Raw genomic sequence first — 25,913 nt, 5'->3', positions numbered from 1 at the left:
ATGCGTTAGCAAAAAATGCCGGACTATCTCCTGCGGGTTCCCATGAGACGCGGTCACCTCGACACGGAAGGTCATGTCAGCCCCGGACGTCAATGAGCAGTGCGTGGCCTGCTCCGGTCGATGCCGGGACTAAGTTGAGAGCCTCCAGGTGCGCTGCGGCGACCTGTCTGGTCTTCGTGAGGATGGCAATGCTTTCCTCTTGAGCATTCAGGACCCGGCGCGCACGGTCTTCCAGCTCGGCCGGGATGGGGCCCGGTAAAGCGGGAGGTGCCCACGGTTCGGGTTCCACACCTGAAAAGGCCACCGCAATGTCAGCCTCGAGCCGGTCCAGGATCGCGGTCCAAACTGCCCTGGTATCGGCGATCCCCGGGGTGCCATCGAGCGGGCGGTCCKGGCCCCGGCGATGGACAGCGGTGCTGGACATTGGCTAGTTTCCGCTCGAGGACGACGTGGAGAGCCCGGCAAGCTGGCCCGTAAGCCAGGATGACTGCGCCTTCAGCCCACCCAGCAGAACTTCCATATTGGTGAACTGGGCCTGAAGGGTCGCCCGKCGGTTTGTCAGCCGCGTATCCCAGTTGGAGATCTGGTCGTTCAGGTCAGCGACCTCCGATTGTTGACCCTTGATGAGGGACGTCACGGAACCCTGGACCGGGTCTGTGGCGTTGCTCGTCGAGGTGGCAACGCGCGAGGCAATTGTCTGGAGCGCGGCACTGGTCCCGGCCGGGTCGCTCGCCATCGCCGCCGCCAGCTTGTCCTTATCGAAGGTGAAGTTCCCATCGCGGGTGATCACGATCCCGTACTCGGACGGGGACTTGCCGTTGACCGGGGCCACCATTGCCGTGAGCAGGGCATCGCCGACGGCGCGGACGCTGGAGTTGCCGGTAAAGATTCCGCCTTTGGCTGCCGAGGTTCCGTCCGCGGTTGTGGTGGTGGTGACGGAGCTGTTGTCGGAGATGAAGCCGAGTGCATCATTGACAGCTTTGACGAGATCCGATGCCTTCTGGGATATCGCCGCGGTGTCGCTGGCTACGGTCACGGTTACCGGTGCGGCGCTGACAGCCGTCGCAGTKACCGAAACGCCGGGGAGCAGGTTGGTGAAAGTGTTGGTTGCCGAGGTGATCTTCTGCTCGGCGGCGGTGCCTGCGTACAGGACGGCTTCGGCGTCCTGGGCGGTCCTCACGACGGCTGCGGCAGGATCAGACATCAGGTCCGTGGCGGTGCCGGCAGTGACGTCCGCTGCGCTGCCCTGGTAGATCTGAAACGCGCCGGCTGCGCCGGACGMGGCCGCGGTGAGCTGGAGGCGGTAAGTGCCATTGCCGGCCGGGACTTTCACCGCGGCGGCGCCTCCGGAAGCGGCGTTAATGGCGGTGACGACGTCGTCGAGCGACGTGGAGGCCGGGGCGATCTCGGTCTGTTTGCCTGTGCCATCGACGATTGTCAGCTTCGCGGGTGCTCCCCCGGCATCGACGGGCCACGAAGCCATCGCTGCGGTGACATCGACCTGGGTCTGGGCGAGCTTGGTGACCGTGACATCGAGGGACCCGGCCGCCGCAGAGGTGTTCKCGGTGGCGGCGAGGGACGGCGCCGAGGTGCTCGCGGTGAACAGGTTCAGCGCATTGACGGTGGCATCTCCGGAGGCGGTGCTGTTGAGGAGCGTCAGACGGGTGTTGAGGCCCTGCAGCGATGTGATCATCGACTGGTCGGAGGCCAGCTTCGTCTTCAGTTGCGTCTGCGGCAGTGCCTCKACGGCCATGAGGGAGTTGATCATGGACGTTGTGTCCAGGCCGCTGGACAGTCCGTCGATTGCTGTTCCCACAGGGGTTCCTTCCGGAAAGTTTGGGGCCGTGACCGGCGGCGTAGGTCAGACGCCAGTGGCGGTCAGGCGGGATGGGCCCGACCTAACCGCCACAGGCGACCATGGAATCCGTTGTTACGGTTCCGATATTGACTAGCGCAGGAGCGACAGAACGCCCTGGCCGGACTGGTTGGCCTGAGCCAGCATTGCCGTACCGGCCTGGGACATGATGTTGGCCTTGGTGAACTTGACCATTTCCTGAGCCATATCGGTGTCGGTGATGCGGGACGCAGCGGCCGACAGGTTCTCGCCGGAGACCTGGAGGGTCTTGGTGGCGTGTTCCAGGCGGTTCTGGGTTGCACCCAGGTCTGCGCGCTGAGCGGAGACAGCAGCGATGGCGGTGTCGATGGTGCCGATCGTGGTCTGGGCGTTCGCCGCGGTGTCGACCAGGAAGCCTGCAGAAGCGGCAGCGCCAGCCAGCGTGCCAACGGCGGTGGGAACGTCACCGAGGGTGATGTCGATCTTGTCGTTGGCGGTGCCGCCGGTGCCGACCTGGATGCTCAGGGTAGCGCCGCTGTTGCCAGCAGCACCCTGGAGCAGGTCGATGCCGTTGAAGTTCGTGGACTTGGTGAGGCGGTCCAGTTCCTTGCCCAGCGAGTCGCCTTCACCCTTGATGGCGTTGCGGGCAGCCACGTTGTTGGTGTCGTTAGCGCCCTGGACAGCGAGGTCACGCATGCGCTGCAGGATCGAGTGGACTTCGGTCAGGGCGCCTTCAGTGGTCTGGATGACGCTGATGMCGTCCTGGGCGTTGCGTGAAGCCTGCGCCGAACCGGTGACCTGGGACTTCAGGCCTTCAGAGATGGAGAGGCCGGCAGCATCATCAGCAGCACGGTTGATGCGCAGGCCGCTGGAAAGCTTCTCCATCGACTTCGACACAACGTCCTGGGTGTTGTTGAGGTTGCGGTAGGCGTTGTTCGCCATCGTGTTGGTGTTAATCATCATGCCCATGGTGTTTCCTCCGTGAGTGGGACTGTAAGCGACGGCCCATCCGTGGGCCTTCAGGAGTAGTTATCGCCCGGCGGATAAGTCAGGTAAGGGGAATCCGAAAAAAGTTTTCCCACTTCACGGGCTCCTGGCCGCGCTCTTATCCGTCTGCCACGAACGCCTCTCTTATCCGCCTCATTGCTGCTAACGCATCCCGCAGCCCTGCCGATAGTTTCTACGAACCCTGCTGGTGGCTGAATCGTCCGCACGATTAATCGGCCACCCCGGCACCACCGCACCTGTCGCCCGCTACATTCACACATGAGGGAGCCGTCCCGAACATGGCCATCCACGAACTTTCAGCCCTGCTGTGGCGGGAGCGTGAACTCCTGGACGTTCTCACTTTCAAGCTGGAGGAAGAGCAACTGCTCCTCACCTCAGGCAAATCCCGCTGGCTGGCTCACGGCACCAAAGAAGTCGAGCAGGTTCTCGAACACCTCTCCAAGGCGAGCCTGGCGCGCACCATCGAGGCCGCCGTCGTGGCCGAAACCTGGGGTTTACCGTCGGACGCGTCCCTCGGCGAGCTGGCTGCSGCGGCCCCGGAGGGTGCCTGGTCCGAAGTCCTGACCGCGCACCTGGCCGCACTGACCCGCCAGACGGCCCTCATCAAGGAACTGCGCGACTCCAACGAGCAGTACCTACGCACCGCAGTCCGCTCCACCCAGGAGTCCCTGGCCGATCTCCGGCCCGCCGMGGCCGCCGGCACCTACGACGCCCATGGCAAGACCGGGGAAACCGCCGGCTCCCGCCTCTTCGACAAGCAATTCTAAGGAAGCGACCATGAGCACCTTTGGCGCCCTGAATACCGCCTACCGAGGGCTGACCGCCGCCCAGCAGGGCCTGAACGTCGCCGGCCAGAACATCGCCAACGCGGCCACCGAGGGCTACACCCGGCAGCGCGTGCAGCAGTCCTCGATTGCTGCCCCGACCCCGGGTCTTTTCGGCTMAGGCCGCCCGGAGTCCGGCAACGGTGTTTCCGTGGACGGCATTGCCCGGCTCGGCAGCAGCTTCCTGGATGCCGGCGTCCGCTCGGCGGGAGCCCAGGCCGGCTTCGCCAGCGTCCGGTCCTCCGTGCTCCAGGGCATCGAGGGGATCCTGCAGGAACCAGGCGACAACGGGATCTCCGCATCCCTGCAGACGTTCTGGTCCGCCTGGCAGGGCGCGGCCAACCAGCCCGGGGAAACCGCTCCGGCGGGGCAGCTCCTGCAGGCCGGCAATGAGCTCACCGCAAAGATCTCGTCCGGTTACCAGTCGCTCACCGCGCAATGGAGCAGCGTTCGCGGGCAGGCCCAGGACAACGTCGACGCCGTCAACGCCGCGGCCGCTCAAGTGGCCGCTTACAACGCCACCATTCGTTCCACTACCGCAGCGGGCGGTTCGGCCAACGAGCTCATCGACGCGCGCGCCAAGCTCACCGAAACGATCTCCCGGCTGACCGGCGGGACCGTGCGCGAACAGGCAGACGGCACGGTGGACATCCATGTCGGCGGCAACGCCCTTGTCATGGGAACGTCCGTCAGGGCCCTGGCCCTCTCGGGCACCCAGTCCGGGGATTCGCTTGGGTCCTCGGTCCAGCTTGAATGGGCCGACCGGCCTGGCCAGGCTGTACCGGTCACCGACGGCGAAATCGCCGGCGCGCTGTCCGTCCTGGCGCCGGCAAGCAGCAACGGCACCGGCGGCGCGATCGCCGAGGCGGCGGCGTCGTACAACACGTTTGCCGGAAATTTGCGGGACGCCGTCAACGCACTTCACAACGGCGCCCAGACTTCCACCGGGGCCGTGGCCGGCGATTTCTTCAGCCCCGCCTCGGGCATGCCKGCGGCGTTAAGTCTCGCCGTGCTGCCCCAGGACGTCAGCGCTATTGGCATTGGCGCCGGCGCAGGGAAGCTGGACAACAGTGTGGCGGACAAAATCTCCCAGCTCGGCACGGGCCCCGGCTCCCCGGACAGCCTCTGGGCCGGCGTGGTGACGGGAATCGGCGTCCAGTCGCGGGGCGCCCAGCAGCATGAGTCGCTGACCACCGCTTCGGAGTCGTCCGCCCTCACCAACCGCGCGTCGTCCGCGTCCGTCAGCCTGGACGAGGAAAACTTCAGCCTGCTCACCAACCAGCACGCCTACCAGKCCGCCGCCCGGGTCATGACAGCCGTGGACGAAGCCCTGGATGTTTTGATCAACCACACCGGACTGGTAGGAAGGTAGCCATGCTGAACCGGGTAACAAACCTGACCATGACCTCTGCCGCCCAGCGCAACCTCCAGGCACAGCAGTCCAAGCTCGCCGAGCTGCAGGACAAGGCCGGCACGCTGAACAAGCTCTCCCGGCCCTCGGACGATCCCGCAGCCACGGCCCAGGCCCTCCAGACCCGCTCCCGGATCGCCGCCGCCGCCCAGTACGGCCGGAATATCGACGACGCTGACAGCTGGCTCACGGCAGCCGACTCAGCCCTGTCGCAGGCCACCAACGTGGTCCACAAAATGCAGGACCTCACCGTCCAGGCCGGCAACGGAACACTCAACCAGACGGGCAGGGACGCGATCGCCCTCGAGCTGGAAGGCCTGAACAAGGACCTGCTGTCGATCGCCAACAGCAAGCACCTGGGCCGMAACATCTTTGCCGGAAGCTCGGACGCCGCCAGCGCGTTCACTGCCGGCAACCCKCCCACCTTCAACGGCGTTGCCAACAGCTCCGTGKAACGCCGCATCAGTGATACCCAGACCGTCCGGGTGGATGCCGAYGGCGCGGCCATCTTCGGCGACGGCCCCTCCTCGATCTTCCAGACCGTCAGCGGGATCGTCGACGGACTGCGGAACAACACGGACGTGACCGCGCTGGCGGGCCAGCTCACGACCGGCGTCCAGAACATCGTCACCGGGCGCGCGGAGGTCGGAACACGCCAAGCCCAGCTGGACCGCGCCAGCAGCKTCAACACAGATTTGGAGGCCACCTTGGATGTACAGAAGACGGGCATTGAGAAGGCAGATCTTGGCAGCGTCATCATGGACCTGAAACTTYAGGAAACCAACTATCAGGTGGCCCTCGCCGCGACGGCCCGGGTCCTGCAGCCCACCCTGATGGACTTCCTGCGGTGAGCACCCCCGTCATGGACACCCCCGTCGCCAGCCTGCCCGTCACGTTCACCGCGCCCATGCCGGGCTTTGAGGATCTGCACGACTTCTCGCTTCGGAGCGTCCAGGGCGCGACTGGGCTGTTCGCGCTGGAGGCCGCTTCCACCCCGGTGCGGCTGTTCGTGGCCGATGCCGCTGTGTTCGCGCCGAGCTACGCTCCGCCGATCCCGGCAGCCTCCTTGGAGGCTCTCGGGCTCGACGAGCGGGAGGCACCCCAGGTGCTGATCGTGGTCAACCATGCCCCCGGTTCCACGACGGTCAACCTCATGGCTCCGATCATTCTCAACCGCGGCACGGGACGCTGCACGCAGCTCGTGCTGGACGGCCGGGACTACCCGCTCCGGGCMGAAATCGACTCTCTGCAATCAGCCGCTGGCGGGCCTGCCGCTCAAAGCGGCCCGACGCCGTCGGGCTTACCAGAAGTGCGCGACGTCCACCACGAGCCGTGAGCCGGAGCCCGGGCCGGGCAGGGTAAGGACCCGGAACGGCAGCCGCGCGCGGACCCCCAGCCCGAGGCTGCTGTAGCCCTCGAAGCTGCCCGCCCACGCCACCTGCCGGAACGTCTGATACCCGGATACGTTGGAGAGTTCATTCTTGTTCGCCGGGTTGTAGGTGGGGTTGCCGGCGTCGTCATAGGCCGGCGCGTTGACTGTGAGCTGAATGAAAGCCTGACCCCGCAGCGGAACCGGCAGCCCGGACCCGTCCTGCACCACCTGGGGAACGTAGCGCACTGTGTAGCCGGCCACGGGACCGTTGAGGTCAATGACCAGCCGGTCAAAACAGTAATGCTGTCCGGTCCGGACGTTGACCACCCCGGCCTGGCTCATGGCCGGATCCGTCTTGAGCAGTKAACCCCAGACCAGGCCGCAGTAGKGGTCCGCGGCGGCCGGGGACGGCGCCAGCACTCCGAGGCCCACAGCCATCAGCAGTGCCCCAAGCAACGCTTGGATCTTCTTCAACCGGGTCTTTTTCACCTGGGTCTTTTTCAAAGCCGCCACCCCCTGAAACTKGCTGAACAGCCAGCACGATCAGACCCTCTCAGCGTAGGCGGGCCCGAACCTGCGGGCGAGGCCCTCGACCGTTTCGGCGCCCAACTGTTAACGTGACGCGTTGCTGGTCACGGACTGATGTCACCAACGAAGGCCCAGGCCTCATCGCAGGCCGAGCGGCGGTCCACGCCGGGAACGGCGAAGCGCCGGCACCCTTGCGGGTCCGGCGCCTCAAGTGGCTTCACTGGGCCATCAGTCTTGGGCCATCAGCGTTGTGTCAGCCGCTGCGGGGAGCAGCCAGACTGCCAGCTGGTTTCTTAGCCTTCGCAGTCGCGGCAGTACTTCATGCCGTTCTTTTCGCGGGCCACTTGGGACCGGTGACGGACCAGGAAGCAGGAGGAGCACGTGAATTCATCGGACTGTTCGGGAACAACAATGACGGTCAGCTCTTCGCCGGACAGATCGGCACCCGGAAGATCGATGCCTTCCGCGGTGTCGTTCTCGTCGACGTCGATCACAGCGGTCTGGGCGCCACCACCGCGGGACGCCTGGAGGGCCTCCAGTGACTCAGCGGGAGACTCTTCTTCTGTCTTGCGTGGGGCGTCGTAATCGGTAGCCATATCGGGGTTCACTTTCGTTGCTGCGCAGCGCCATTTCAGGCACCTCAGTGAAGCAGTTTAGGACATTATGCATGGAGTTGAAGAATAGTGTGGCCAATCAGACACTATGAGTCATTCGCGGCACCGGAAGCCACGGGCGAAGCCCGTAAACAGTGTGCTAAACAGCGCCCTAAACAGCGCCCTGGACACGGCGCCGACAGCGCCGGCCGCTCTCTTCCAGACGCTGTTCCGTACGCCCTTCCGGGGGTTGTTCCGGCGGTTGTTCCGGCAGGCATTTCAGGCGACCGGCCAGACAACGAGGGTCTGCCATTTTGCCGGGTCCGGTTCAGCGCCCGGATCGCTAAGGTAGTACTCCCACATTGCCTCCCCCGGACTCACTCCGTCTTCCCGCATCCGCTCCATGATCGCCCCGTAGGTGTGCTGCAGCGATTCATAGGAGCCAATGTGCAGCGCCTCATATGCCTGGCCCGCGGGGAGAGTCCCGGCGATGACCGTCGTGGCCTCACCGCCGGCGTTCGTGAAGGGCGCGGCGAGTGGGAACCCCGCCTCGACGTCGACGACGTCGGTCGGCATCCCCCGGTAGAGCGCGAACGGGGGTCCGGCCAACTGGACATGCTGCGCCTGGACCGCGCCCGTGACGGCGCCGAAGGCACGGCCAAAAAAGTCACGGAGCGCGTTCATCGGGACGGTCTCGCGTACCACCGCCGTCGGCTGCTCCTTGAGTTGGGCCGTCTTGATGTCCGGAGCCGGCCCCGGGTTCGTTTCAGTCATACGCCCAGAGTCTGCTGTGTCCATTCCATGGTCTAGGGCCTTACGGCCCGCGCCCCGGGGAGGGGCCCTGCCCTGCCGCAGGCGCAGGCCAGCGCCGAATAAATAAATGAACTTTATTCATATTAGGTCTTGCCCCGCGCCGGGATCGCCCCAATACTAAATGAACACAGTTCATTTATGTGATGCCCGTCTCACTGGAGTAGCCATGATCKACATCTTCGACGCATGCCGCCTCTTCGCCCGCGGCGGTTGCATCCACGGCAGCACCCAACAGCAACCATCCGTTTCCCAGAAAACAGGTCACCAATGAGTCAAACTATCGGCCGCGAAGACGGCATCACCACCGCGCACGACGTCGTCGATCCGGCCGGTTCCAAGCACGGCATCACCGGCAAGGGACTCAAGGGCGGCCAGCTKGGCCTGCTCGCCGTCGTCGTCCTGGGCATTTCCTCCGTGGCACCGGCCTACAGCCTCACCAGTTCACTGGGTCCCGCCGTCGGCGCCGTCGGCCTGCAGCTGCCGGCGATCTTCATCGTCGCGTTCATCCCCATGATCCTGGTGGCGTTCGCCTACCGCGAGCTCAACGMCGATTCCCCGGACAGCGGCACCACCTTCACGTGGGCCACGAAGGCGTTCGGGCCGTTCGTCGGMTGGATGGGAGGCTGGGGGCTGCTGGCCGCCAACATCATCGTCCTGTCCAACCTCGCCGGCGTCGCGGTGGACTTCTTCTATCTCTTCCTGGCCCAGATGTTCAACAACCCCGACCTCGCGGACCTGACCTCCAACACGGCCGTGAACATCATTACGTGCCTCGTCTTTGTCGCACTCKCCGTCTGGGTCAGCTACCGCGGCCTGCACGCCACCAAGCTCGTGCAGTACACCATGGTCGGATTCCAGGTGCTGGTCCTGGGCATCTTCGTCGTCATGGCGCTCACTCACGCCGCGTCGGGTGATGCGGGCACCTCCATCGCCTTCAGCTGGGACTGGTTCAACCCGCTGAAGATCGGCAGCTTCGAGCAGTTCACCGCCGGCATGTCCCTGGCCGTCTTCGTCTACTGGGGCTGGGACGTCTGCCTCACCGTGAACGAGGAAACCAAGGGCGGCAAGGGCACCGCGGGCCGGGCAGGAACCACGACGGCGGTCGCCGTCCTGGCCCTCTACCTCGTCGCGATCGTGGCCACCATGATGGTGGCCGGCACCGGAACCGACGGCATTGGCCTCAACAACCCGGACAACCAGTCGAACATCTTTGCAGCACTGGCTTCCCCCGTCATGGGCCCGCTGGCCATCCTGATGTCCCTGGCCGTGCTCTCCGGCACCGCATCGTCCCTGCAGTCCACCATGGCCTCCCCCGCCCGCAGCCTGCTCGCGATGGGCCACTACGGCGCGCTCCCGCCGCGCTTCGCGACGGTCAGCAAGCGCTTCGGATCTCCCGGCTACGCCACGATCCTGGCCGGCGTGATCTCCGGCGGCTTCTACGCCGTCATGAAGGTGGTCAGCGAGAACGTGCTGAACGACACCATCATGGCCCTGGGCCTGATGATCTGCTTCTACTACGGCCTCACGGCATTCGCCTGCACGTGGTACTTCCGCCACAGCCTGTTCTCCAGCGTCCGCAACTTCTTTATGCGGCTCCTGTTCCCGGTGGTGGGCGGCCTGGTCCTCACTGTGGTCTTCTTCCAGACCGCGGTGGACAGCTGGTCGCCGGAATTCGGTAGCGGCTCGGAGGTCTTCGGCGTGGGCCTGGTGTTCATCCTGGGGATCGGCATCCTCGCCCTCGGCGTCGTGGTCATGCTCMTCGCCTCGAAAAAGCATCCGGGCTTCTTCCGCGGCGAAACCATMCGGAAGGACACCCCCGCCCTGGTCGTTCCGGAGTAACCTCCGGATCTCCAAACCCGTACGGCCCTGCTCCCCGGACTCCGGGAGCAGGGCCGTACGTTTTTGTGCTCGGAACTGCGCGGTGTCTCGCGAGCAGGCCTCAGGCGGGCTCGACCTCGAGCACAGGCAGCATGTTGAGGTTACTGGGTCATGGTGGTGATCTGCCGCTCGGGTTCCTCCTCCGCGGTCAGCCCGCGCACCCGCCGGCCACGGCCATACATCGCGGCATACGCCTCCTCGAGCCGGGGCATTCCGCGCCTCGCCACGCAGAATGCCCGCCGCCGACCAGAGTGATCCTGGTCGGCGACGGGCATTCTGCCGCGATGCGGATCAGACAGCGGAGTCCTGCACGACACCCCTCGCCGGGATTGGCTCGAGCTTGCCCATGAGCAAGACATAAGAGGCCAGGCCGCCGATCAGGGCAACGCCGCCGATGATGAAGGCGAAGGTGAAACTGCCGGTGAGGTCAACGACCAGCCCGGTCACGATCGGCGCGGCCACGCCGGCGAGCAGATTCACGCAGTTGACGATCGCGGCCAGCGACCCGGCACTGCCCTCCGGTGCAATCAGGGCCGGGAGCGAGTTGCTRGTGACATAGACCAGGGCGATGCCCGCACTGCCGGCAGCAATCCAGATGATGGCTGATGTCGGGGTGTCACTGAATGCGGCGCCCACCGTCAGCAGTGCGACGAGCATGCCGACGACGATGACTCCCTTGCGGACCTTGTCGGGGTTGGCGCCGCGGCCGATCACGCGGTCGACCCACCAGCCGCCGATGGCCAACTCCGAGACGAACATGGCCAAGGCGGGTACGGCCGCGTAGATTCCGCTTTGCAGGATGCTTTGATTCATGCTGGTTTGCATGTAGCCGGGCAGCCAGGTCAGCAGCATCCAGAGTACATATCCGGCACCGGCCAGGCCCAGCGAGAGACCCCAGACCTTACGTTGGCGCAGCAGGTATCCGACCGTGGCCAGGTCACTCTTGGGACGGACGGACTCGGATGATGCACCGCCGTCGACGATGTAGTTGTATTCTTCCTGGGTCATGCGGCCTTTGCGCAGCCGCGCCTGAGGTCCGCTGTATTTCCACACAAAGACGGCCAGGAAGACCAGTGACAACACGGCTTGTACCCAGAAGGCTTCGCGCCAGCCCCAGGTGGCCACTGTGAAGGCGATCAAGGGCAAGCCCAGAACGTTTGCCAGGCGGGTGCCGCTGTCGAAGATGGCGGTACACAGTCCGCGTTCGGTTCGAGGAAACCACAGTCCGGTGGCCTTCATGGCCCCGGGGAAGGCCGGAGCCTCGGCGACACCGAGCAGCACACGGGCCAAGATGATGATCCATGCGCCTGAGGCAATTGCAGTCAGTACCGATGCGATGAACCACAGTACTGCGCTGGCCCCCCAGATCTTCTTGACGCCGAAGCGGTCCAAAAGCATGCCGGAGGGAATCTGCATGAGCGCATATGACCACAGGAAGGCGGATGACAGCACGCCAAATTCGGTGGAAGTCAGGCCGAATTCATGGGAAAGCGGAGTCTGGGTGACCGATATGGACAGCCGGTCTATGTAGTTGATGAGAATGCCGAAGCCCATCAGCAGAGCTATGCTCCAGCGGGCCTTGCCGCGGGGCTTGGACACTGCGGTAGCGGTAGCTGCCGCTGTGATGGGCGTGTGTAGTGATTGCTTGGACATGGAAATGCTCCCGGATGGAATTAGGGGCCGGTCCGCAGCTCGGGCATCATTGCCGGGCACGTTGCGGCGCGGGAATCTGGATGGATTTCCACCCACCCGGCAACATCGAATGCTTGTGCGGATGGCGGGTGGAATTCTCCGATTAGGGGTGGGCGGTGCGGGGAATGCCCGTCCACGCAGGAGCAGTGACACCGAAAATCTGCCGCCAGTGGCMGATCGGTACCGCCGCCACTGGGGCGAACAKGAGCTGACACACGGAACGGCTGTAGCGCGGGTCCCGTGCCGCGTGCGTCGAACTCGCCTTCAACGCATCGTGCTCAGTGATTTTCATGGGAATGGACCATTCTGCKGATAGCAATTGGTGATGTGATCTACGCCATGTTGGCTGTCTAATCACTATAGATCCAATGTGATTTATTCCACAAGGGGAAAGTGTATTTCCATATAGCGGAATTAATAGGGCGTAATCTTGCCCGCTCGCCGGTCGGCCGCCCACAGGGGGCGGAGGACAACGGTCGTGCACTCGGACTCATCGGGGGCGCGGCATGTTCTGCAAGTTGATGCGCCGATTAGCGCTTGTGATCCGCATGGCCGGGTTTGTCGTGGATGCCCGATCCCAGCTCGGCGGCGGCGTCCCGGGCCGCCGCACCCGCTGCCAGCACCAGTGCTCGCTCGATCGCGCGGCCCGCGCTGGTGGAATTTGCCTTTCCACGCTGACCTTGGTGCCACGGGATTTCCCGGCCATAGCCCGTGCCTACACGCCGATCAGGCAGCGTCACCATCCAACGGTTTGGGATTCGAACAATGTCCGCAGGACCTGGCGCAAGGCCGCGGATGACATCCGCTACGGCTGGGTGACGTTGAAGACGTTCAGGAAGGACAACGCAAGCCGCATTGCCAGAATGCTTCTACATTCGTCAAGCCAGGTTCTGATATCAGCTCCTTGGAATCGGCGCCGCTACTTATTAAGTTCCTGGCGTTGTGCAAGGATGAGTCCATTGGCCTTTGGGGGGTGTCCGGTCATGATCACAGGCAAGTTCAAGTACACCGCAACTACCACAATGCTGGGGCTGATCTGCGTTCTAACAGCCTGTGGCATGGAGGCGCAGCAGTCCTCCAATACCCCGTCTTCGCCGTCCCCGCAGCATACGGAATTCGGTTCTGTCGAGGAAGCCCGCCGAGCCGTTGCCGATGTCATTGGCTGTGAGGCAGCGCCCCAGACGGACCCAATCATCAATCCGGAGCTAGCCGGTTACACAGCTGAATACGTCGTCTGTTCAAAGCGAGTCCAGGTCGAGTGGTTCAAGACCGAAGAGGCCCGAAATGCCGAGCAGCAGCTGTATGCGGACAGTACCCAGCCTTTAGCCATCGTGGAGGGTAAGAACTGGATGGTCGTGGACATGTCCGAGGCACTTCAGGAGTCTCCGAKCGGTAAGGACCTGAGGGGCCTGGCGCAAGAGMTCGGCGGCCAGTTCAAATCCTTGAATGGTGCCAAACAGTCCTAGAACGCTAGGGTGCTAAGGCCTCACCAGTGCGTGGGTGCAGGGGTGAGCGTGGTTGAGAGCCCGGTAAATCTGGCGAGTAATGTATCTCTTGGGGCTGCGAATGATTTCCTTCTMGGTTCGTCCTTGGCTTATTCGTTTGGCGACATAGTTTTTGGGGCGGCGGCGGGCAGCAGCACAGCCAGGGCCGCTGCTTTGCGACGGGGATTCATGCTGTTCTTTCCTGGCTGCGMGGCAGCCGGGACAGGCCGGCCAAAGCTCCCCGGGCCACGTCATGCCGCGCGGAAGCCGTGGGTTAGCTGGCGATGCGCGCCCCGCTGGTCCGGGAGACGGTCGTGTAACCGAACCGGGAGCCCGTGACGCGGACGGTGAGCTTGGTGCCCTTGTCGGCTGTCCGGACCTTGTAGGTGGATGCGTAAGCGTCAGAGATGACGACGCCGTTGCGCAGCCAGCGGTACGTGAAGGCAGTTCCCCAGGTCCAGGTGCCCCGTTTCACGGTCAGGACGGTCCCGGCCTTGACGGTGCCTTCAATCGTCGGGGTGGCCGACGTCAGGGGCAGCCCMGCAACCCTCGCCGAAGCGGTGAGCGTCTGGCCATTGCCGCCCGATGTAGTCGGGTTMACGTTGACCGAGAGCTTCGTGCCGGCGTCGGCCTTCGCCAGGATGTAGCTCCAGCCGTCGGCCCCGGCGATCTGAACGCCGTCGCGCAGCCAGTGGACGTCCGAGGTGATCCCCGACCGGTCATACCAGGGGTCGGGAGTCAAGGTCACCTTCGACCCGACGGTCAGGGTCCCGCTAATGGCCCGCGTCGACTCACGCGCAGTCACCGGCTTGGGTGCGTTGACTTGTACCCAGGCGGTGGTGTAACCCGGGGCGGACGCGGTCACGAGGGCGGTGAGGGTCTTGCCCACTTGGGGCTGGTCCGGGGTGAACGTCGGGCCGCTGGACACGCTCTCCCCGGCCGAGGAGAACCAGTTGTAGGTGAATGTCAGCTTGTCGGAGGGTACGGACCAGGTGCCGGCCGACACCTGCATCACAGAGCCGGTCACGGAGTCCCCGGTCACGGCCGGCTTGGTGACGTTCGTCAGCTGCTTCAGCTCCACCCCGGCGGCGACCGGCACGGCGACCGGATTGGAGTAGATGTGGGTGTCGTACCAAGTACCGGACTCAAGGACCAGGGTGTGGCCCTGGTCCTTGGCCGTGATCGTGTAGGTCAGCGCGGTGGCTCCGGGAATCGCGACGCCGTCGCGCAGCCACTGGTAGGTGATCTCGCCCCGCCAGGCCGTCCAGGGAACATCGTCTACGGCGGTGAGGACGTCCCCCAGGCCGGTGCCGCCGGTGACCACGGCGCCGGGGGCTGGATCGAAGTCAGAAACCTTTCGCTGTTTAGAGGTCGCGGTGGCCGGCTTGAACCCGGGCGCGTGACCCGTGACCCTGACGCTGAACAGCCCCGTTGAACGGCAGCCCCTCGGGTCGAACATTCCCGCGGTGGCACCCGGGATGGGCTTGCCGTCGCAGAACCACTGGTACTGGTAGTGGATGACCGGAGCGCCCTTAAAATTCGCCCCACCGGACACGAGGCGGCTGGGCCTATCCGGGTGGGTGTTAAATGAATAGATACCAACGTATCCCGCATACACGACAGACGGGACGGTGCCGCCGGCGCTCGTGACAGGGGCGGTTTTGGTGGACTGCAGGGCCGTCTTTGCATAGCTCGGCGCTGCCGCCGTGGTCTTGACCCGGATGCCCTTGCCGAGGTCCGCCGTGGTGAGCAGATAGGTGGGACCGGTGGCGCCCAGGACCGGCACGTCGTTGCGCAGCCACTGATGCGTGAGCTTCGCGTCGGMGGGATCCCAGTCACCGTCAACAACGGTCAGGGTGCTGCCGATCTGGAGGGCCCCGCTGATGCCGGGCCGCGGGCCGGCGACGGCACCGCCGTTGACCTGCACCGGGTACGGATGCCCGTCCGGCGCCGTGCAGAACCTGACTGAGTCGACCACCGGGCCGCAGGAGTCTGCGTTCGGAGTGGCCCACATTTCCTCATCGGCCTGCGCCGGAACGGCGAGGCCCGCAAGCGAGAGAGCGGCGAGTGCCCCGGCGATACCGAGACGGATGGTCTTGTTTTTCAATTGTTCCCCCAAGTCTTCGGGCCGGTCCCCCCGGGCCCATGATGATAGTAGCGCCCGGTACCGGTTTGCGACTACGTCGTTGCAGGTCAGGGAGGAGGATTGACGGCGTAACCTCTCCGGGTCACCAACGAGGGCAACGGTGTCTGGGGCGACGCCAGGGCCCATTGCCTCGCACCAGGCGATGACTGCAGTCAGCGGGCGAGGTACGGTCCGCTGGTCTGGGTGACAGTTGTGTAGCCGAGCCGGGAGCCCGTGACGCGGACGGTGAGCTTGGTGCCCTTGTCGGCGGTCCGGACCTTGTAGGTCGACTCCGTGGCGCCGGAGATCGGGACACCGTTGCGCAGCCAGCGGTATGTGAAGGCAGTGCCCCAGGTCCAGGCCCCCCGCTTCACGGTCAGGACGTTCCCGGCCTGTACGGTGCCGGCTATCGTCGGCGTGGCCGAGCTCAGGGCCGCGGCGGCCACCGTCGCCGTAGGCGAGCTCTTCTGGGCCTTCAGGATCCTGCCGTCCAGCGAGGGGGTGACTTTGATCGAGATCTTCTTGCCGAAGTCGCCGCCCACGAGGGTGTACTCCAAGCCGGTGGCCCCGGGGATCGGGACGTCGTCTCGCAGCCACTGGACTGCCCTTTTCACCTCCTGGTCACGATAGGACCAGGAGCCGGTCTCGGCGGTTAGCTTCACCTTCACAGTCGCCGTCCCGTAAACKGCCGGCAATCCGAGCAGGCTCGGKGAATTTCCGTAGATGGGCTTKGGCGCCGTGACCCGCACCCGGGCCGGGGCGTAGCCCGGAGCCGAGGCGGTCACGACGACCGTGGCGGTCTCACCGACGTGAGCCGCTGCGCGCGGGGTGAAGGTCCGGCYGCTGCCCCACACCCCGTCTTTGGCGCGGCGAGTGCCCCGGCGATGCCGAGACGGATGGCACGTGTTTTCAATTGTTCCCCCAAGTCTTCAGGCCGGTCCCCCGGGCCCATGATGATGGTAACGTTCGGGACCGGTTTGCGGCTACGTCGCTGCAGGTCAGGGTGCAGGATTGATGGGTGTGGCCTCTTCGGTTCGCCCGGCACCAGAAGGTCGGCAAGGCCAGCCGGGTCGGCACCCGCAATKAGGAACTGCGTGCCGTCCTCCGCCACGACTACAGCTGAGCCGCGTTTTCACAGGGGCCGGGCACCCCGGCAAAGGACCCGCCGTCACTGACGGGGTCCTCCTGCGTTGACGTCCGGGAAGGCCGCCAGTCAGCGAGCGAGGTACGGTCCGCTGGTCCGGGTGACGGTTGTATAGCCGAGCCGGGAGCCGGTGACGCGGACGGTGATTTTGTTATCCCTGTCGGCCGTGCGGACCTTGTAAGTCGACTCCGTGGCTCCGGAGATCGGGACGCCGTTGCGCAGCCAGCGGTACGTGAAGGCAGTGCGCCAGGTCCAGGTGCCGGGCTTCGCGGTCACCACTGTTCCGGCCTTGACGGTTCCGGCGATCGTCGGCGTGGCCGAGCTCAACGCCGCAGCAGCCACCTTCGCCGTAGCATCGGTCGTCTGGATCTTCAGGATCCTGCCACCCATCGTGGCGGTGACCTTGACGGAGATTTTCTTGCCGTAGTCGGCGCCCGCCAGGGTGTAGCTCAGGCCGGTCGCCGCAGCGATGGGGGCGCCGTCCCGCAGCCACTGGCGGGTCTCGGTCAGCCCCACGACATAGCCGGACCAGGTGCCTTCGGAGACAGTGAGCTTCTTCCTCACCTCCGCGGTTCCGCGGATGGAAGGGGCGGTGACCTGCGTCGGGTCGGGCGGCGGCGGGGCGGTCACGGGCTTGGGCGCGGTGGCTCGCACCCGGGTGGTGGCATAGCCGGGGGCGGAGACGGTCACGAGGGCGGTGACGGTCGCACCCACGGAGGCACTGCCGGGAGTGAAGAACAGGCCGCTGCCCGATACTTTGCCATCCGGTGACAGCCAGTTGTAACTGACAGTCAGGTTCTCGGCAGGTTCGGACCAGGTCCCGGCCGTCACGGTCATCGGGGTGCCTGTCACGGCGGTGCCGGTCAGGACCGGCAGGGTGACATTCACCAGCTGCTTCAGCTGTACGTCGGCAGCCGCCGGGATGCTGATCGCGTTGGAGAAGGACGAGAAGCGGTAGTAGGGAGCCTCGGTGTATTCGGGGAAGTGGGAGTTTAGGACCAGGGTGTGGCCCTGATCCTCGGCCGTGATCGTATAGCTCAGTTCGGTGGCACCGGGAATCGTGACGCCGTCGCGCAGCCACTGGAATAGGTGCTCAAACGGCCTGGTCTGTCGTCCGGTGGGGTCGTACCACTTAGAGTCAACACCGGTGAGGACATCCCCCAGCCCGGTACCGCCGGTGATAGAGGCCACTGGATACGGGGTCCAGGAGCGGTACGGTAGCGCTTCGGATGTAACGGTGGCCGGATCGTACCCGGGGGCGTAGCCGGTAATCCTGACGCTCAGCAGGGCCGTCGGACCCCAGCCTGTCGTGTCATACCAGGCGGCGGTGGCGCCCGGGATGGGCACCCCGTTCCGGAGCCACTGATAGTGGAACGCAAGGTGAGGGGTGCGAGACCAGATGCCGGTAAAGGCGTCCACGATGGGGTTGGTCTCATCCGTGTCCGTGTCGCGGTTTCCGAACCCGGCGGTGGCCGGCGCGATGATCGTCGGAACGGCCCCGCCCGTGTCCGTGACTGCCGCGGTCTTGGTGGACTGGACAGTGCCCGCCTGATACCCCGGKGCGCTTCCGGTGATTCTGACGCGGATGCCCTTGCCGAGGTCCGCCCGGGTCAGCCGATACGTGGCCTTCGTCGCACCAAGGATCGGCACGTCGTTGCGCAGCCACTGGTAGGTGAGCGTCGCGTCGACAGGGTCCCAGACGTTGTCGATGATACTCAGGGTGTTGCCKACCAGCAGTGCCCCGCMGATGATGGGCCGCTGCGCGGACGCGGCACTATTGGCCAGCACCAGGTAGGGCGCTCCGCTGGGATCCGTGCAGGTCTTGACCGAATCGACCAGCGGACCGCAGGGATCGAAAGTCCCCGCAGCATGCGCCGGAACGGCGAGGCCGGGCAGCAACAGGGCGGTAAGGGCCCCGGCGCCGCCGAAACGGATGGTCTTGTTTTTCAATTGTTCCCCCAGGGTCTTCGGGCCGGTCCCCCGGGCCCCTTGATGATAGTAACGCCATGACTGCTATGCGCGGCCATGTTGTTGCAGGTCAGGKACGGCAGGATTCATMACGCCMTCAAAAGCGGACGCCATCCAAGTCGCTAGGATCAGGCGCCGAAAACAAACGGCGTCCGAATCAGGATTGCCTTGGGACGCAGTGGGCKGCAGGGACACACGAGCCGTGTCGGTCGATGACCAACTTGGAGCGTCTTGGCCAGGTTTCTTGTGTCACGGTTGGAGGTCAACTGCGCCCGACGATTATCCAGTGATGCTCATGGTTTTCCCAGCCAGGCATCKGAGAATGAAGGTATGTATCTGGTCGAAACCGGCGCCTACGAACAGGCATCGTCGCACATCGCATTGGCATCTGGTTCCGGTTCCTGCTCGTTGTCGACCTTCGAGGGGMGCCCGCTGCTGAACCTGATAACTCGGGGTGCGCTACCGGGGCGACGTCAGCGGACGCGTCCTCAATAGCAGCCATACTTGACGCCGGTGATGGAGCGGCTTTTCTTCCGTGCGTTCCAGCCCTCCACTTTGAATAGGATGMACGCTCTCGACACCGGCCCTCGTGAACAGCGGTGAGCCGGTAGAACGTGCATCCGGCCGGCAGGTCCGGGGTCTCACCCTTGATGCCGGCCGCCCTGAAAGGAATCCTCGTGACCGTGCTGACGCCTGATCACGCAAGCGCGCCATTTTCCGTTGCCGGGCCCTTGAAAAAGCTACGCGCCGCTCCGGTGACGGTGGGCTTTGTCCTCGCGTTCTGGGCTGCGGGAGCGTTGTCCTCCTGTCTGATCTCTGGCCCGAGCCCGTCCCTGCGGACCCACTTGGCGGCGACAGCGCACTCCCTGCCGGGGAACTGGTGGGCTGTGCTGACGTGTGCGCTCTGGGCACAAAGCCTCGGCGGGTACCTGCTGGGCACGGCGTTGGTCCTCGCCGTCGGCATTCCGCTTGAACCTCGGATGGGAAGCCTGAAGTTCGCCGCCKCAGGTCTGGCTTCACACGTTCTGGGCATCGGCGCAGCCCTGGGCTTCCTGGCCGTGACACAGCAAACGCTGAGGAGCTTGACCCTGGAAATGAGCGGGCATCTGTTCCTGGGGCCCAGCGCACTGATCGTGGGAGCCCTGATGGCCGGGACCGCCATGATGCCAACCCTGTGGCGGCGCCGGGTCCGCCTGGTCKTCTTCGCGTTGCTGATACTCCTGGCCCTCTACAGCGGCGGATTCGCCMACCTTGTCAGGCTCGGCGCCGCGGCGACCGGAGCTMTTCTGGGCCCGATCCTGCTGGGCAGGCTTCCCACGTTCGGGCGCCCGGTGAGCTCCAGGCATGAAGGCCGGGTCTTGATCGCGCTCTTGCTGGCGGTTTCGGCCGTCGGCCCGGTCGTGGCTGGTCTTGTCCCGCATGCCGCCGGCCCCCTGGCGGTCCTGCGATTCCTGTTTACCAACATCCAACCGGTGGACCCGCAGAACCTCCAGAACCTGTGCTCCGACCCGGGCCAGGCCAAGGACTGTGCCGCCGCCCACCTGCAGCTGCGCGCCGGGGCCGGTGGCATCTTCATGGGAATCCTTCCATCGTTTCTGCTGTTGCTGCTTGCCGACGGCCTCAGCCGCGGCCGCCGCTTCGCTTGGACCGGCGCTGTACTGATCCAGCTCGCGCTCTCGCTGCTGGCCGGCATCACTATTGCCGGGGTTCTCCTGCGAGCAGCACCGGACACCTCGGCTGTGGAGGGGATCGGCGCCATCGCAGCATCGGGGTACGCACACCCGTTCAGCCTGATGGTGCCGTTGCTGTTGCCAATCGCGCTGAGCCTTCTGTTGCTGACAACGCGCAGGCTCTTCCTGGTGGCGGCTCCGGTTGGGACATACACCCGGCTCTTGTCACGGGTTCTTGCCCTGGGAGTGTCCCTTGGTGCGTTCTACCTGCTCGCGGGACTGGCTCTTGCCGGTGGCTTCGCACCCGTTCCCGGGCCGGCCGAACTGTTGGCGGATATTCCGGACAGATTCCTGCCGCTCGGATACATGGTGGACGTGTCACCGGCGTTTTTTCCCCAAAGCAGCGCAGCGGTCCTGCTGTACGAGGGCATCGGCGTCATCTTCTGGGCCGCGACCGCCGTTCTGGTGCTGAACACCTTCTTGCGTCCGGTCCCGATCCAGCACAACGCCGGCGCTGCGCGCGCCCGGGACATACTGAAAACGCGGGAAGGCAGCTCGTTGTCCTGGATGACGACCTGGCAGGGCAACAGTTACTGGTTCTCCGCCACGGGCGAGAGCTTCGTCGCCTACCGCGTCATCGGCGGGATCGCCCTCACCATGGGTGTGCCGGTCGGTCCCGGGCCGGACCGCGAGGACGCCTTCGCGGACTTCACCAGCTTCTGCACCAGGGAAGGGTGGACTCCGTGTTTCTACTCCGTCCCCCAGGACCTGCGGGACCATGCCGCGTCACGGGGCTGGCGGTCCGTTCAGGTGGCACAGGAGACGGTCCTGCCGCTGGACTCGATGTCCTTCAAGGGAAAGAAATTCCAGGACATCCGCACGGCCATGAACAACGCCGCGAAGGCCGGCATTCGCGCGGAGTGGATGACATACGCCACCGCACCGTTCCCGGTCCTTGCCCAGATCCAGGAGCTCTCCGAAGAATGGGTGGCGGACAGGAAAATGCCCGAAATGGGGTTTACCCTCGGCAGCMTGGACGAACTCAACGACCCTGATGTACGCCTGCTGCTTGCCATCGACGGGCATCACAGGGYCCACGCCGTCCTCTCCTGGCTGCCCGTCTACCGCAACGGGACCATCGAGGGCTGGACCCTGGATTACATGCGTCGACGCAGCACCGGGTTCCGTGCCGGCATCGAATTCCTCATCGCCTCCGCGGCACTCAGCTTCAAGGACGAAKGATGTGGCTTMATGAGCCTGTCCGGGGCGCCCCTGGCCCGGGCGAATGTGACGTGACCGGACCTGGCCGCCCCGTCGGATCCGCAGACAGTCGGCGGCCTGGACCGATTGCTGGACCGGCTGGGCGCAACGCTGGAACCCGTGTACGGGTTCAGGTCCCTGCTGGCCTTTAAGGCAAAATTCCAGCCCCGTTACGACCCCCTTTACATGCTCTATCCCGATGCGGCATCACTGCCCGCCATCGGAAACGCCGTCACCCGGGCCTATCTCCCCACCATCAATTTCGGCGAAAGCCTTGCACTGGCCCTGAGAATGGTTCACCGGCCCACCCGAGAGAGGTCCGCAGCACGCCGCCATCCGGCGCCGGTCCGCGCCGCCAACCACATCGACGAGCCCAAGGATGAACGGCCCGGTGCCGTCACCCCCGGGTAACGTCTCGCGGACCGCCGGGACGATGCCGGGGGCGATGCGACGCGCGGCGCGGCACCGCCGGCGAGTACGGTCCGGTGGGTGCCGGGTCTTGAACGCCGAGGTCTTCGGCGCGGTGGCTGCGAAGCGACTGTTCAGTTCAGGGCCGGACGAGGCCGAACCTTTGGTCCAGCAACGGGAGCCCGGATCTGAGGCCGAAGTTAACGGCGTCCCCGAGGTGACCGATCCCGTCGCCGACGAACCGGTTGGTAGTMATGCCGGCGGCCTTAGCGTCCGCCTCGGCCTTGGCGCCCTCCGGCCCGTACCTGGAGTCCAGGGCGCCGTTGGTGAAAATGGCGAGTTCGTCGTTGTATTTGTGTGCTTTGAGGATCGTGGCGGGTTTCTCCGCCGTGAATGCGGCCTTGTCGCCGCCGAAGATGGTCTTCACCGTGTTGTCGGCGTTGCGGTCAACGGGGTTCAGCTCTCCCGAGATGTCCAGCAGCGAGCCGAAAATCTCCGGCMGCTTGGCCGCGAATGAGAGCGCGCATTCCCCGCCGTTGGAGTACCCGGCCACGGCCCACTGGGTCCGGCCGGTGGCCACGTTGAGGTTCTTGCGGATGTAATTGACGACGTCGGTAGTGACGTAGGTGTAGACGTTGCCTTTGGCGGAATCAACGCAAACCGGATTTCGGTAAGGATTGCCCAACTGATCGATCGTGAGCACGATCGGCGCCAGCCCGTTGTTTTGCTGCGCCAGCGCGTCCAGCTGCTGCACGGCGGTTTTGCTCTGTTCGGGGCCGCCCGGCTGGCCCATCATCATGACGATGATCGGCAGGGMCGGCGGATTGTCCACCAGGGCCGCGGGCGGCAGATATAGGAAGGCGTCGCGGGCATGGAAACCGGACGCGTTCGCGGGTATCGTAACCGCGCCGCTCACTCCGGCTGACGGGATCCCCGCCGGGGGTTTCCAGCTCTGCCACAGCGGTGTCCCACTTTGTGCCTGCTGCACCGGGTTGAGTTTCGGCAAGACAAGATGGCTGGTATGGTCCACGCCCAGCATGGCCCCCAACGTCGGGTTCAGCCCGTAGCCGGCGTTGATCCCCAGCGCCGCCGTCACAACGAACACCAGGCTGGCGGCGATGGCGGCCACTTTGCGCCACCAGCGCGACCGCCACAGGTTCACGACGGCGAGACCGACCCCGGCGAACGCAACAATGACCMAGGTGCGGGTGCCGGCGTCCAGTGGCAGTCCGAAGACGTTCAGCACGACTTCGCAGACGAAGAGGGTAACGGCGCCTGACAGGGCGCCGCCGGCAACACCCGCGGTGGCGGTGATGATCCACGAACGGCGTCCTGGACCCGTGGTCCCGCGGCGCAGCTGCCGCGGCAACAGCACCGGGCGCACGAGCAGGTAGAGCGCTGCCAGAGCGGAAAGGGCATAGACGGCGTAGAGCAGTGACGTGTCGATGACATTGAGGTTGAAAAGCTGTTCCACCCCGCCTCCTCCTGTTTGGCATGGCCCGTGCTGGCAGTCCCGGTCTGGGCAGATCCACGGCGGGCCCCGGCAGCGGCGACCCCCGGAACGTTATAGCACGCCAGTCATCATGGACGCTGGGAATCCGTCCTCCCAGCCGGCATCAATCCTCAGCCGCTATGATCAGCGGCGTGACMGGACGGGCAGTCCGGGATGGGTTCAGGTGCCAAACGGCCCAGGCACGCCGGACGATGCCGTTCCGCGGGGACGGTGGCCGCAGAATATGGTCGACAGGGGACATGAAAAAATTCATTCTGGCTCTCAACATCGTTGACGGTCCCTTGATMGTCGCGGCATACGTGCTCAGCGCGGCCTTGTGCGCGGCCCTTCTGGTGCGACGCGGGCCTAAGCCGGTCGCCATGACGGCACTCTGGGGTGCTGCCGGCGCCGTGGTCGGGGCCGTCACGTTAGTGGTGGCGGAGAAGATCGTGCAGGCATTCGGCAGTCCCCTCGACTGGTCCGTTCGGATCTGGGTCATAGTGTTCTTCGCCGGCCTCGGCGTCTGCGGGGCGAACTTCCGGGGATCCGGCATCTGGCGGAAGGTGCTCGCATCCGTGGCGGCTCTCTGCTTTGCTGCCACGGCGACCTTGGGAATCAACGCCTACTACGGACTGAACGTGACGCTGGCCTCCTTCCTGGGGGTCTCCCTGGCCCCAAGGATTGACTTGGGACCGGTCCCGCCCCACGCCGCCGCACCCCAGAAGCCCCTGTGGGAAACGTGGAAGGCGCCGGCCGGGATGCCCTCCGAGGGTTCAACCGCCCAGGTAGTCATTCCGCCCCAAATATCCGGGTTTCCCTCACGCCCGGCGGGCCTGTACCTGCCCCCGGCGGCACGGGTCCCCAATCCACCGGCCCTGCCACTGGTKGTCCTGATGATGGGTCAACCCGGCGACCCGGACCCGCAGTACGCAGCCGCAGTCCTGGACGACTACGCAGCACACCACGACGGACTGGCACCGATCGTCATCGTCGCCGACCAACTCGGCGACCCCATGGTCGACAACCTGTGCCTCGACTCGCCCCTTCACGGACGCCCGGAAACCTTTATCAACCGCGACGTGGTCGACTGGRCACGAAGCCACCTKAATATCATTGACAACCCGAAATACTGGACCATCGCGGGCTATTCAAACGGTGGCCAGTGCGCCATTTCCTTCGCCGCCAAGTACCCCTCGATCTGGGGCAACGTCGTGGACATATCCGGGGAAGAATACCCGGGGGCCGAGGACCCCGAGGGCAACCTCCAGGACGTCTTCGGCGGCAACCAGGCAGCCTACGACGCCCAGAAACCGGTCAACATCATGAAACAACAGAAGTACCCCGATACCCACGCCATCTTCACGGCCTCAACCGACGACCCCGTCTACCTGGACGCGGCCCGTCACGTCTCGGCAGCGGCTGCGGCCGCGGGAATGACCGTCACCTACTACGAGGTGCCCAACGGGGGACACGTCATCGGGGCGCTGAACGGGGGCCTGAACAAGGGATTCGAAGTCCTCTACCCCCGGCTCGGCCTCTCCCGCCCCACCCCGTAGGAGCCTCCCGGCCGGCGCTTGAACGTCCTGGCGGGCATAAAGACGCACGAAACCATCGCGATGATCGGCGCCGGCAGAAGTCCGTCTGGTTAGTGGACCAGGCCGGAKACGAGGTTGATGACGGTGGCCAGGACGATGGCGCCAAGGACGTATGACAGCAGTGCATGGCGGAGGGCGGTGTACCTGATGGCGTCGGTCGTCAGGTCGGTGTCCGAGACCTGGAACGTCATCCCGATGGTGAAGGACAGGTAGGCGAAGTCCGCGTACTTCGGTGATTTCTTTTCGTTGAAGTCCACCCCGTCACTTTCCCGGTAGTAGACGGTGGCGTAGCGGAGCATGAAGAGTGTCTGCACCAGCAGCCACGAAAGCGTGACGCTGCCCAGKGCCACGGCGATGATGAGCGCCTTAAGGACGCCCTGAACGGAACCTGCTTCCAGAAGGATCAACGCGACACCGCCGAAGCTGCCCGCCGTGGCCGCTAGCACCAGCACGTCCGAGACGACGCGGCCCGGGTCCTCCCCGCGGGCACGGGCGTGGGCGGCAGTTCCCGCGGCGTCCAGGTGCCCGATGACGGACCACACCATGATCAGATAGGTCAGCGATGCGGCCGCCCACCCGAGGGCCGGTGCGTAGGCCCAGGACCCGTATTTCCCGACAGCCAGGCCGACGGCCAGGCCAGCAGCCGCCATGGCGGCCAACCGGACGGCCGTACGGTGAACAGGGGCCTCGAAGGAAGAAATATTCATTGMCCGATCATGGCATCCAAACCCGGCGCAGATCGCCCATGCGGCAAGCCGATCCGCTGCGCCGAAGCATTGAAGGAGTTTCCCTGGAACGACAGTCCGTACAGCGC

General features: G+C 65.1%; 19 protein-coding genes and 1 pseudogene. 8 read left to right on the top strand and 12 right to left on the bottom strand.

Annotation, left to right across the window (positions count from 1 at the left end; translation table 11 throughout):
- Positions 1-76: 76 nt before the first annotated feature.
- From AC1DBQ_RS00200 to AC1DBQ_RS00190, 3 genes are all read right to left on the bottom strand, one after another.
- Positions 77-424, bottom strand: coding sequence for a hypothetical protein (locus AC1DBQ_RS00200; RefSeq protein ID WP_476926566.1), 348 nt, complete (start codon positions 422-424; stop codon positions 77-79).
- A gap of 3 nt (positions 425-427) precedes the next feature.
- Positions 428-1,816, bottom strand: a complete 1,389-nt coding sequence (gene fliD, locus AC1DBQ_RS00195; RefSeq protein WP_476926565.1) for a flagellar filament capping protein FliD — start codon at positions 1,814-1,816, stop codon at positions 428-430.
- Positions 1,817-1,948: 132 nt separating this feature from the next.
- A complete protein-coding gene (locus AC1DBQ_RS00190; protein WP_476926564.1) occupies positions 1,949-2,803 on the bottom strand; it encodes a flagellin N-terminal helical domain-containing protein in 855 nt (284 codons plus the stop codon).
- A 317-nt stretch (positions 2,804-3,120) separates the two neighbouring features.
- Here AC1DBQ_RS00190 and AC1DBQ_RS00185 point away from each other — a divergent pair, with 317 nt between their 5' ends.
- Genes AC1DBQ_RS00185 through fliW form a run of 4 tightly spaced genes read left to right on the top strand, consistent with a single transcriptional unit; the run spans position 3,121 to position 6,413 of the window.
- Entirely contained in the window at positions 3,121-3,609 is a 489-nt protein-coding gene (locus tag AC1DBQ_RS00185; RefSeq protein ID WP_476926563.1) for a flagellar protein FlgN, read from the top strand.
- Between the two features lie 10 nt (positions 3,610-3,619).
- Positions 3,620-5,038 (top strand): flagellar hook-associated protein FlgK, encoded by a 1,419-nt coding sequence (flgK, locus tag AC1DBQ_RS00180; protein ID WP_476926562.1) that lies wholly within the window; start codon positions 3,620-3,622, stop codon positions 5,036-5,038.
- A gap of 2 nt (positions 5,039-5,040) precedes the next feature.
- Positions 5,041-5,928 carry a flagellar hook-associated protein FlgL gene (gene flgL / locus AC1DBQ_RS00175; protein ID WP_476926561.1) on the top strand — a complete coding sequence of 296 codons (888 nt, stop codon included), beginning with the start codon at positions 5,041-5,043 and terminating at the stop codon, positions 5,926-5,928.
- On the top strand, positions 5,925-6,413 hold the full coding sequence (gene fliW / locus AC1DBQ_RS00170; RefSeq protein WP_476926560.1) for a flagellar assembly protein FliW: 489 nt from the start codon (positions 5,925-5,927) through the stop codon (positions 6,411-6,413). The genes flgL and fliW overlap by 4 nt, the downstream gene beginning before the upstream one ends.
- Here fliW and AC1DBQ_RS00165 read toward each other — a convergent pair.
- The 3 genes from AC1DBQ_RS00165 to AC1DBQ_RS00155 form a co-directional block, all read right to left on the bottom strand.
- A complete protein-coding gene (locus AC1DBQ_RS00165) occupies positions 6,378-6,923 on the bottom strand; it encodes an AMIN-like domain-containing (lipo)protein (RefSeq protein ID WP_476926559.1) in 546 nt (181 codons plus the stop codon). The two genes, fliW and AC1DBQ_RS00165, sit on opposite strands and share 36 nt — an antisense overlap.
- Positions 6,924-7,270: 347 nt before the next feature.
- Positions 7,271-7,573, bottom strand: a complete 303-nt coding sequence (locus AC1DBQ_RS00160) for a DUF4193 domain-containing protein (RefSeq protein WP_090956868.1) — start codon at positions 7,571-7,573, stop codon at positions 7,271-7,273.
- A gap of 276 nt (positions 7,574-7,849) precedes the next feature.
- On the bottom strand, positions 7,850-8,344 hold the full coding sequence (locus AC1DBQ_RS00155) for a GyrI-like domain-containing protein (RefSeq protein WP_476926558.1): 495 nt from the start codon (positions 8,342-8,344) through the stop codon (positions 7,850-7,852).
- Positions 8,345-8,650: 306 nt separating this feature from the next.
- On the opposite strand from AC1DBQ_RS00155, the gene AC1DBQ_RS00150 reads away from it, so the two are divergent.
- On the top strand, positions 8,651-10,222 hold the full coding sequence (locus AC1DBQ_RS00150) for an APC family permease (protein ID WP_476926557.1): 1,572 nt from the start codon (positions 8,651-8,653) through the stop codon (positions 10,220-10,222).
- A 330-nt stretch (positions 10,223-10,552) separates the two neighbouring features.
- On the opposite strand, the gene AC1DBQ_RS00145 is transcribed toward AC1DBQ_RS00150, so the two are convergent.
- Complete coding sequence (locus tag AC1DBQ_RS00145; RefSeq protein WP_476926556.1) at positions 10,553-11,914, bottom strand: MFS transporter; 1,362 nt, start codon at positions 11,912-11,914, stop codon at positions 10,553-10,555.
- Between the two features lie 545 nt (positions 11,915-12,459).
- On the opposite strand from AC1DBQ_RS00145, the gene AC1DBQ_RS00140 reads away from it, so the two are divergent.
- The gene (locus AC1DBQ_RS00140) at positions 12,460-13,419 is read left to right on the top strand and encodes a hypothetical protein (protein ID WP_476926555.1); all 960 of its coding nucleotides are present in this window, start codon (positions 12,460-12,462) and stop codon (positions 13,417-13,419) included.
- A gap of 292 nt (positions 13,420-13,711) precedes the next feature.
- On the opposite strand, the gene AC1DBQ_RS00135 is transcribed toward AC1DBQ_RS00140, so the two are convergent.
- The 3 genes from AC1DBQ_RS00135 to AC1DBQ_RS00125 form a co-directional block, all read right to left on the bottom strand.
- Positions 13,712-15,544 (bottom strand): hypothetical protein, encoded by a 1,833-nt coding sequence (locus AC1DBQ_RS00135; RefSeq protein ID WP_476926554.1) that lies wholly within the window; start codon positions 15,542-15,544, stop codon positions 13,712-13,714.
- A gap of 191 nt (positions 15,545-15,735) precedes the next feature.
- The gene (locus AC1DBQ_RS00130) at positions 15,736-16,416 is read right to left on the bottom strand and encodes a hypothetical protein (RefSeq protein ID WP_476926553.1); all 681 of its coding nucleotides are present in this window, start codon (positions 16,414-16,416) and stop codon (positions 15,736-15,738) included.
- A gap of 359 nt (positions 16,417-16,775) precedes the next feature.
- Positions 16,776-18,656: a hypothetical protein gene (locus AC1DBQ_RS00125; protein WP_476926552.1), complete on the bottom strand. Its 1,881-nt coding sequence runs from the start codon at positions 18,654-18,656 to the stop codon at positions 16,776-16,778.
- A 668-nt stretch (positions 18,657-19,324) separates the two neighbouring features.
- Here AC1DBQ_RS00125 and AC1DBQ_RS00120 point away from each other — a divergent pair.
- A pseudogene (locus AC1DBQ_RS00120) lies at positions 19,325-22,015 on the top strand (bifunctional lysylphosphatidylglycerol flippase/synthetase MprF).
- A 136-nt stretch (positions 22,016-22,151) separates the two neighbouring features.
- On the opposite strand, the gene AC1DBQ_RS00115 reads toward AC1DBQ_RS00120, so the two are convergent.
- On the bottom strand, positions 22,152-23,486 hold the full coding sequence (locus tag AC1DBQ_RS00115) for an alpha/beta hydrolase (RefSeq protein WP_476926551.1): 1,335 nt from the start codon (positions 23,484-23,486) through the stop codon (positions 22,152-22,154).
- A 278-nt stretch (positions 23,487-23,764) separates the two neighbouring features.
- On the opposite strand from AC1DBQ_RS00115, the gene AC1DBQ_RS00110 reads away from it, so the two are divergent.
- The gene (locus AC1DBQ_RS00110) at positions 23,765-25,060 is read left to right on the top strand and encodes an alpha/beta hydrolase (protein ID WP_476926550.1); all 1,296 of its coding nucleotides are present in this window, start codon (positions 23,765-23,767) and stop codon (positions 25,058-25,060) included.
- Between the two features lie 89 nt (positions 25,061-25,149).
- On the opposite strand, the gene AC1DBQ_RS00105 is transcribed toward AC1DBQ_RS00110, so the two are convergent.
- Positions 25,150-25,806 carry a DUF1345 domain-containing protein gene (locus tag AC1DBQ_RS00105; RefSeq protein WP_476926549.1) on the bottom strand — a complete coding sequence of 219 codons (657 nt, stop codon included), beginning with the start codon at positions 25,804-25,806 and terminating at the stop codon, positions 25,150-25,152.
- Positions 25,807-25,913 lie beyond the last annotated feature (107 nt).

It is taken from the genome of Arthrobacter sp. 10T413_2 (genome assembly GCF_056394205.1).
Note: the sequence above shows the minus strand (reverse complement) of the source record. Positions and strands in the feature narration are given on the sequence as shown.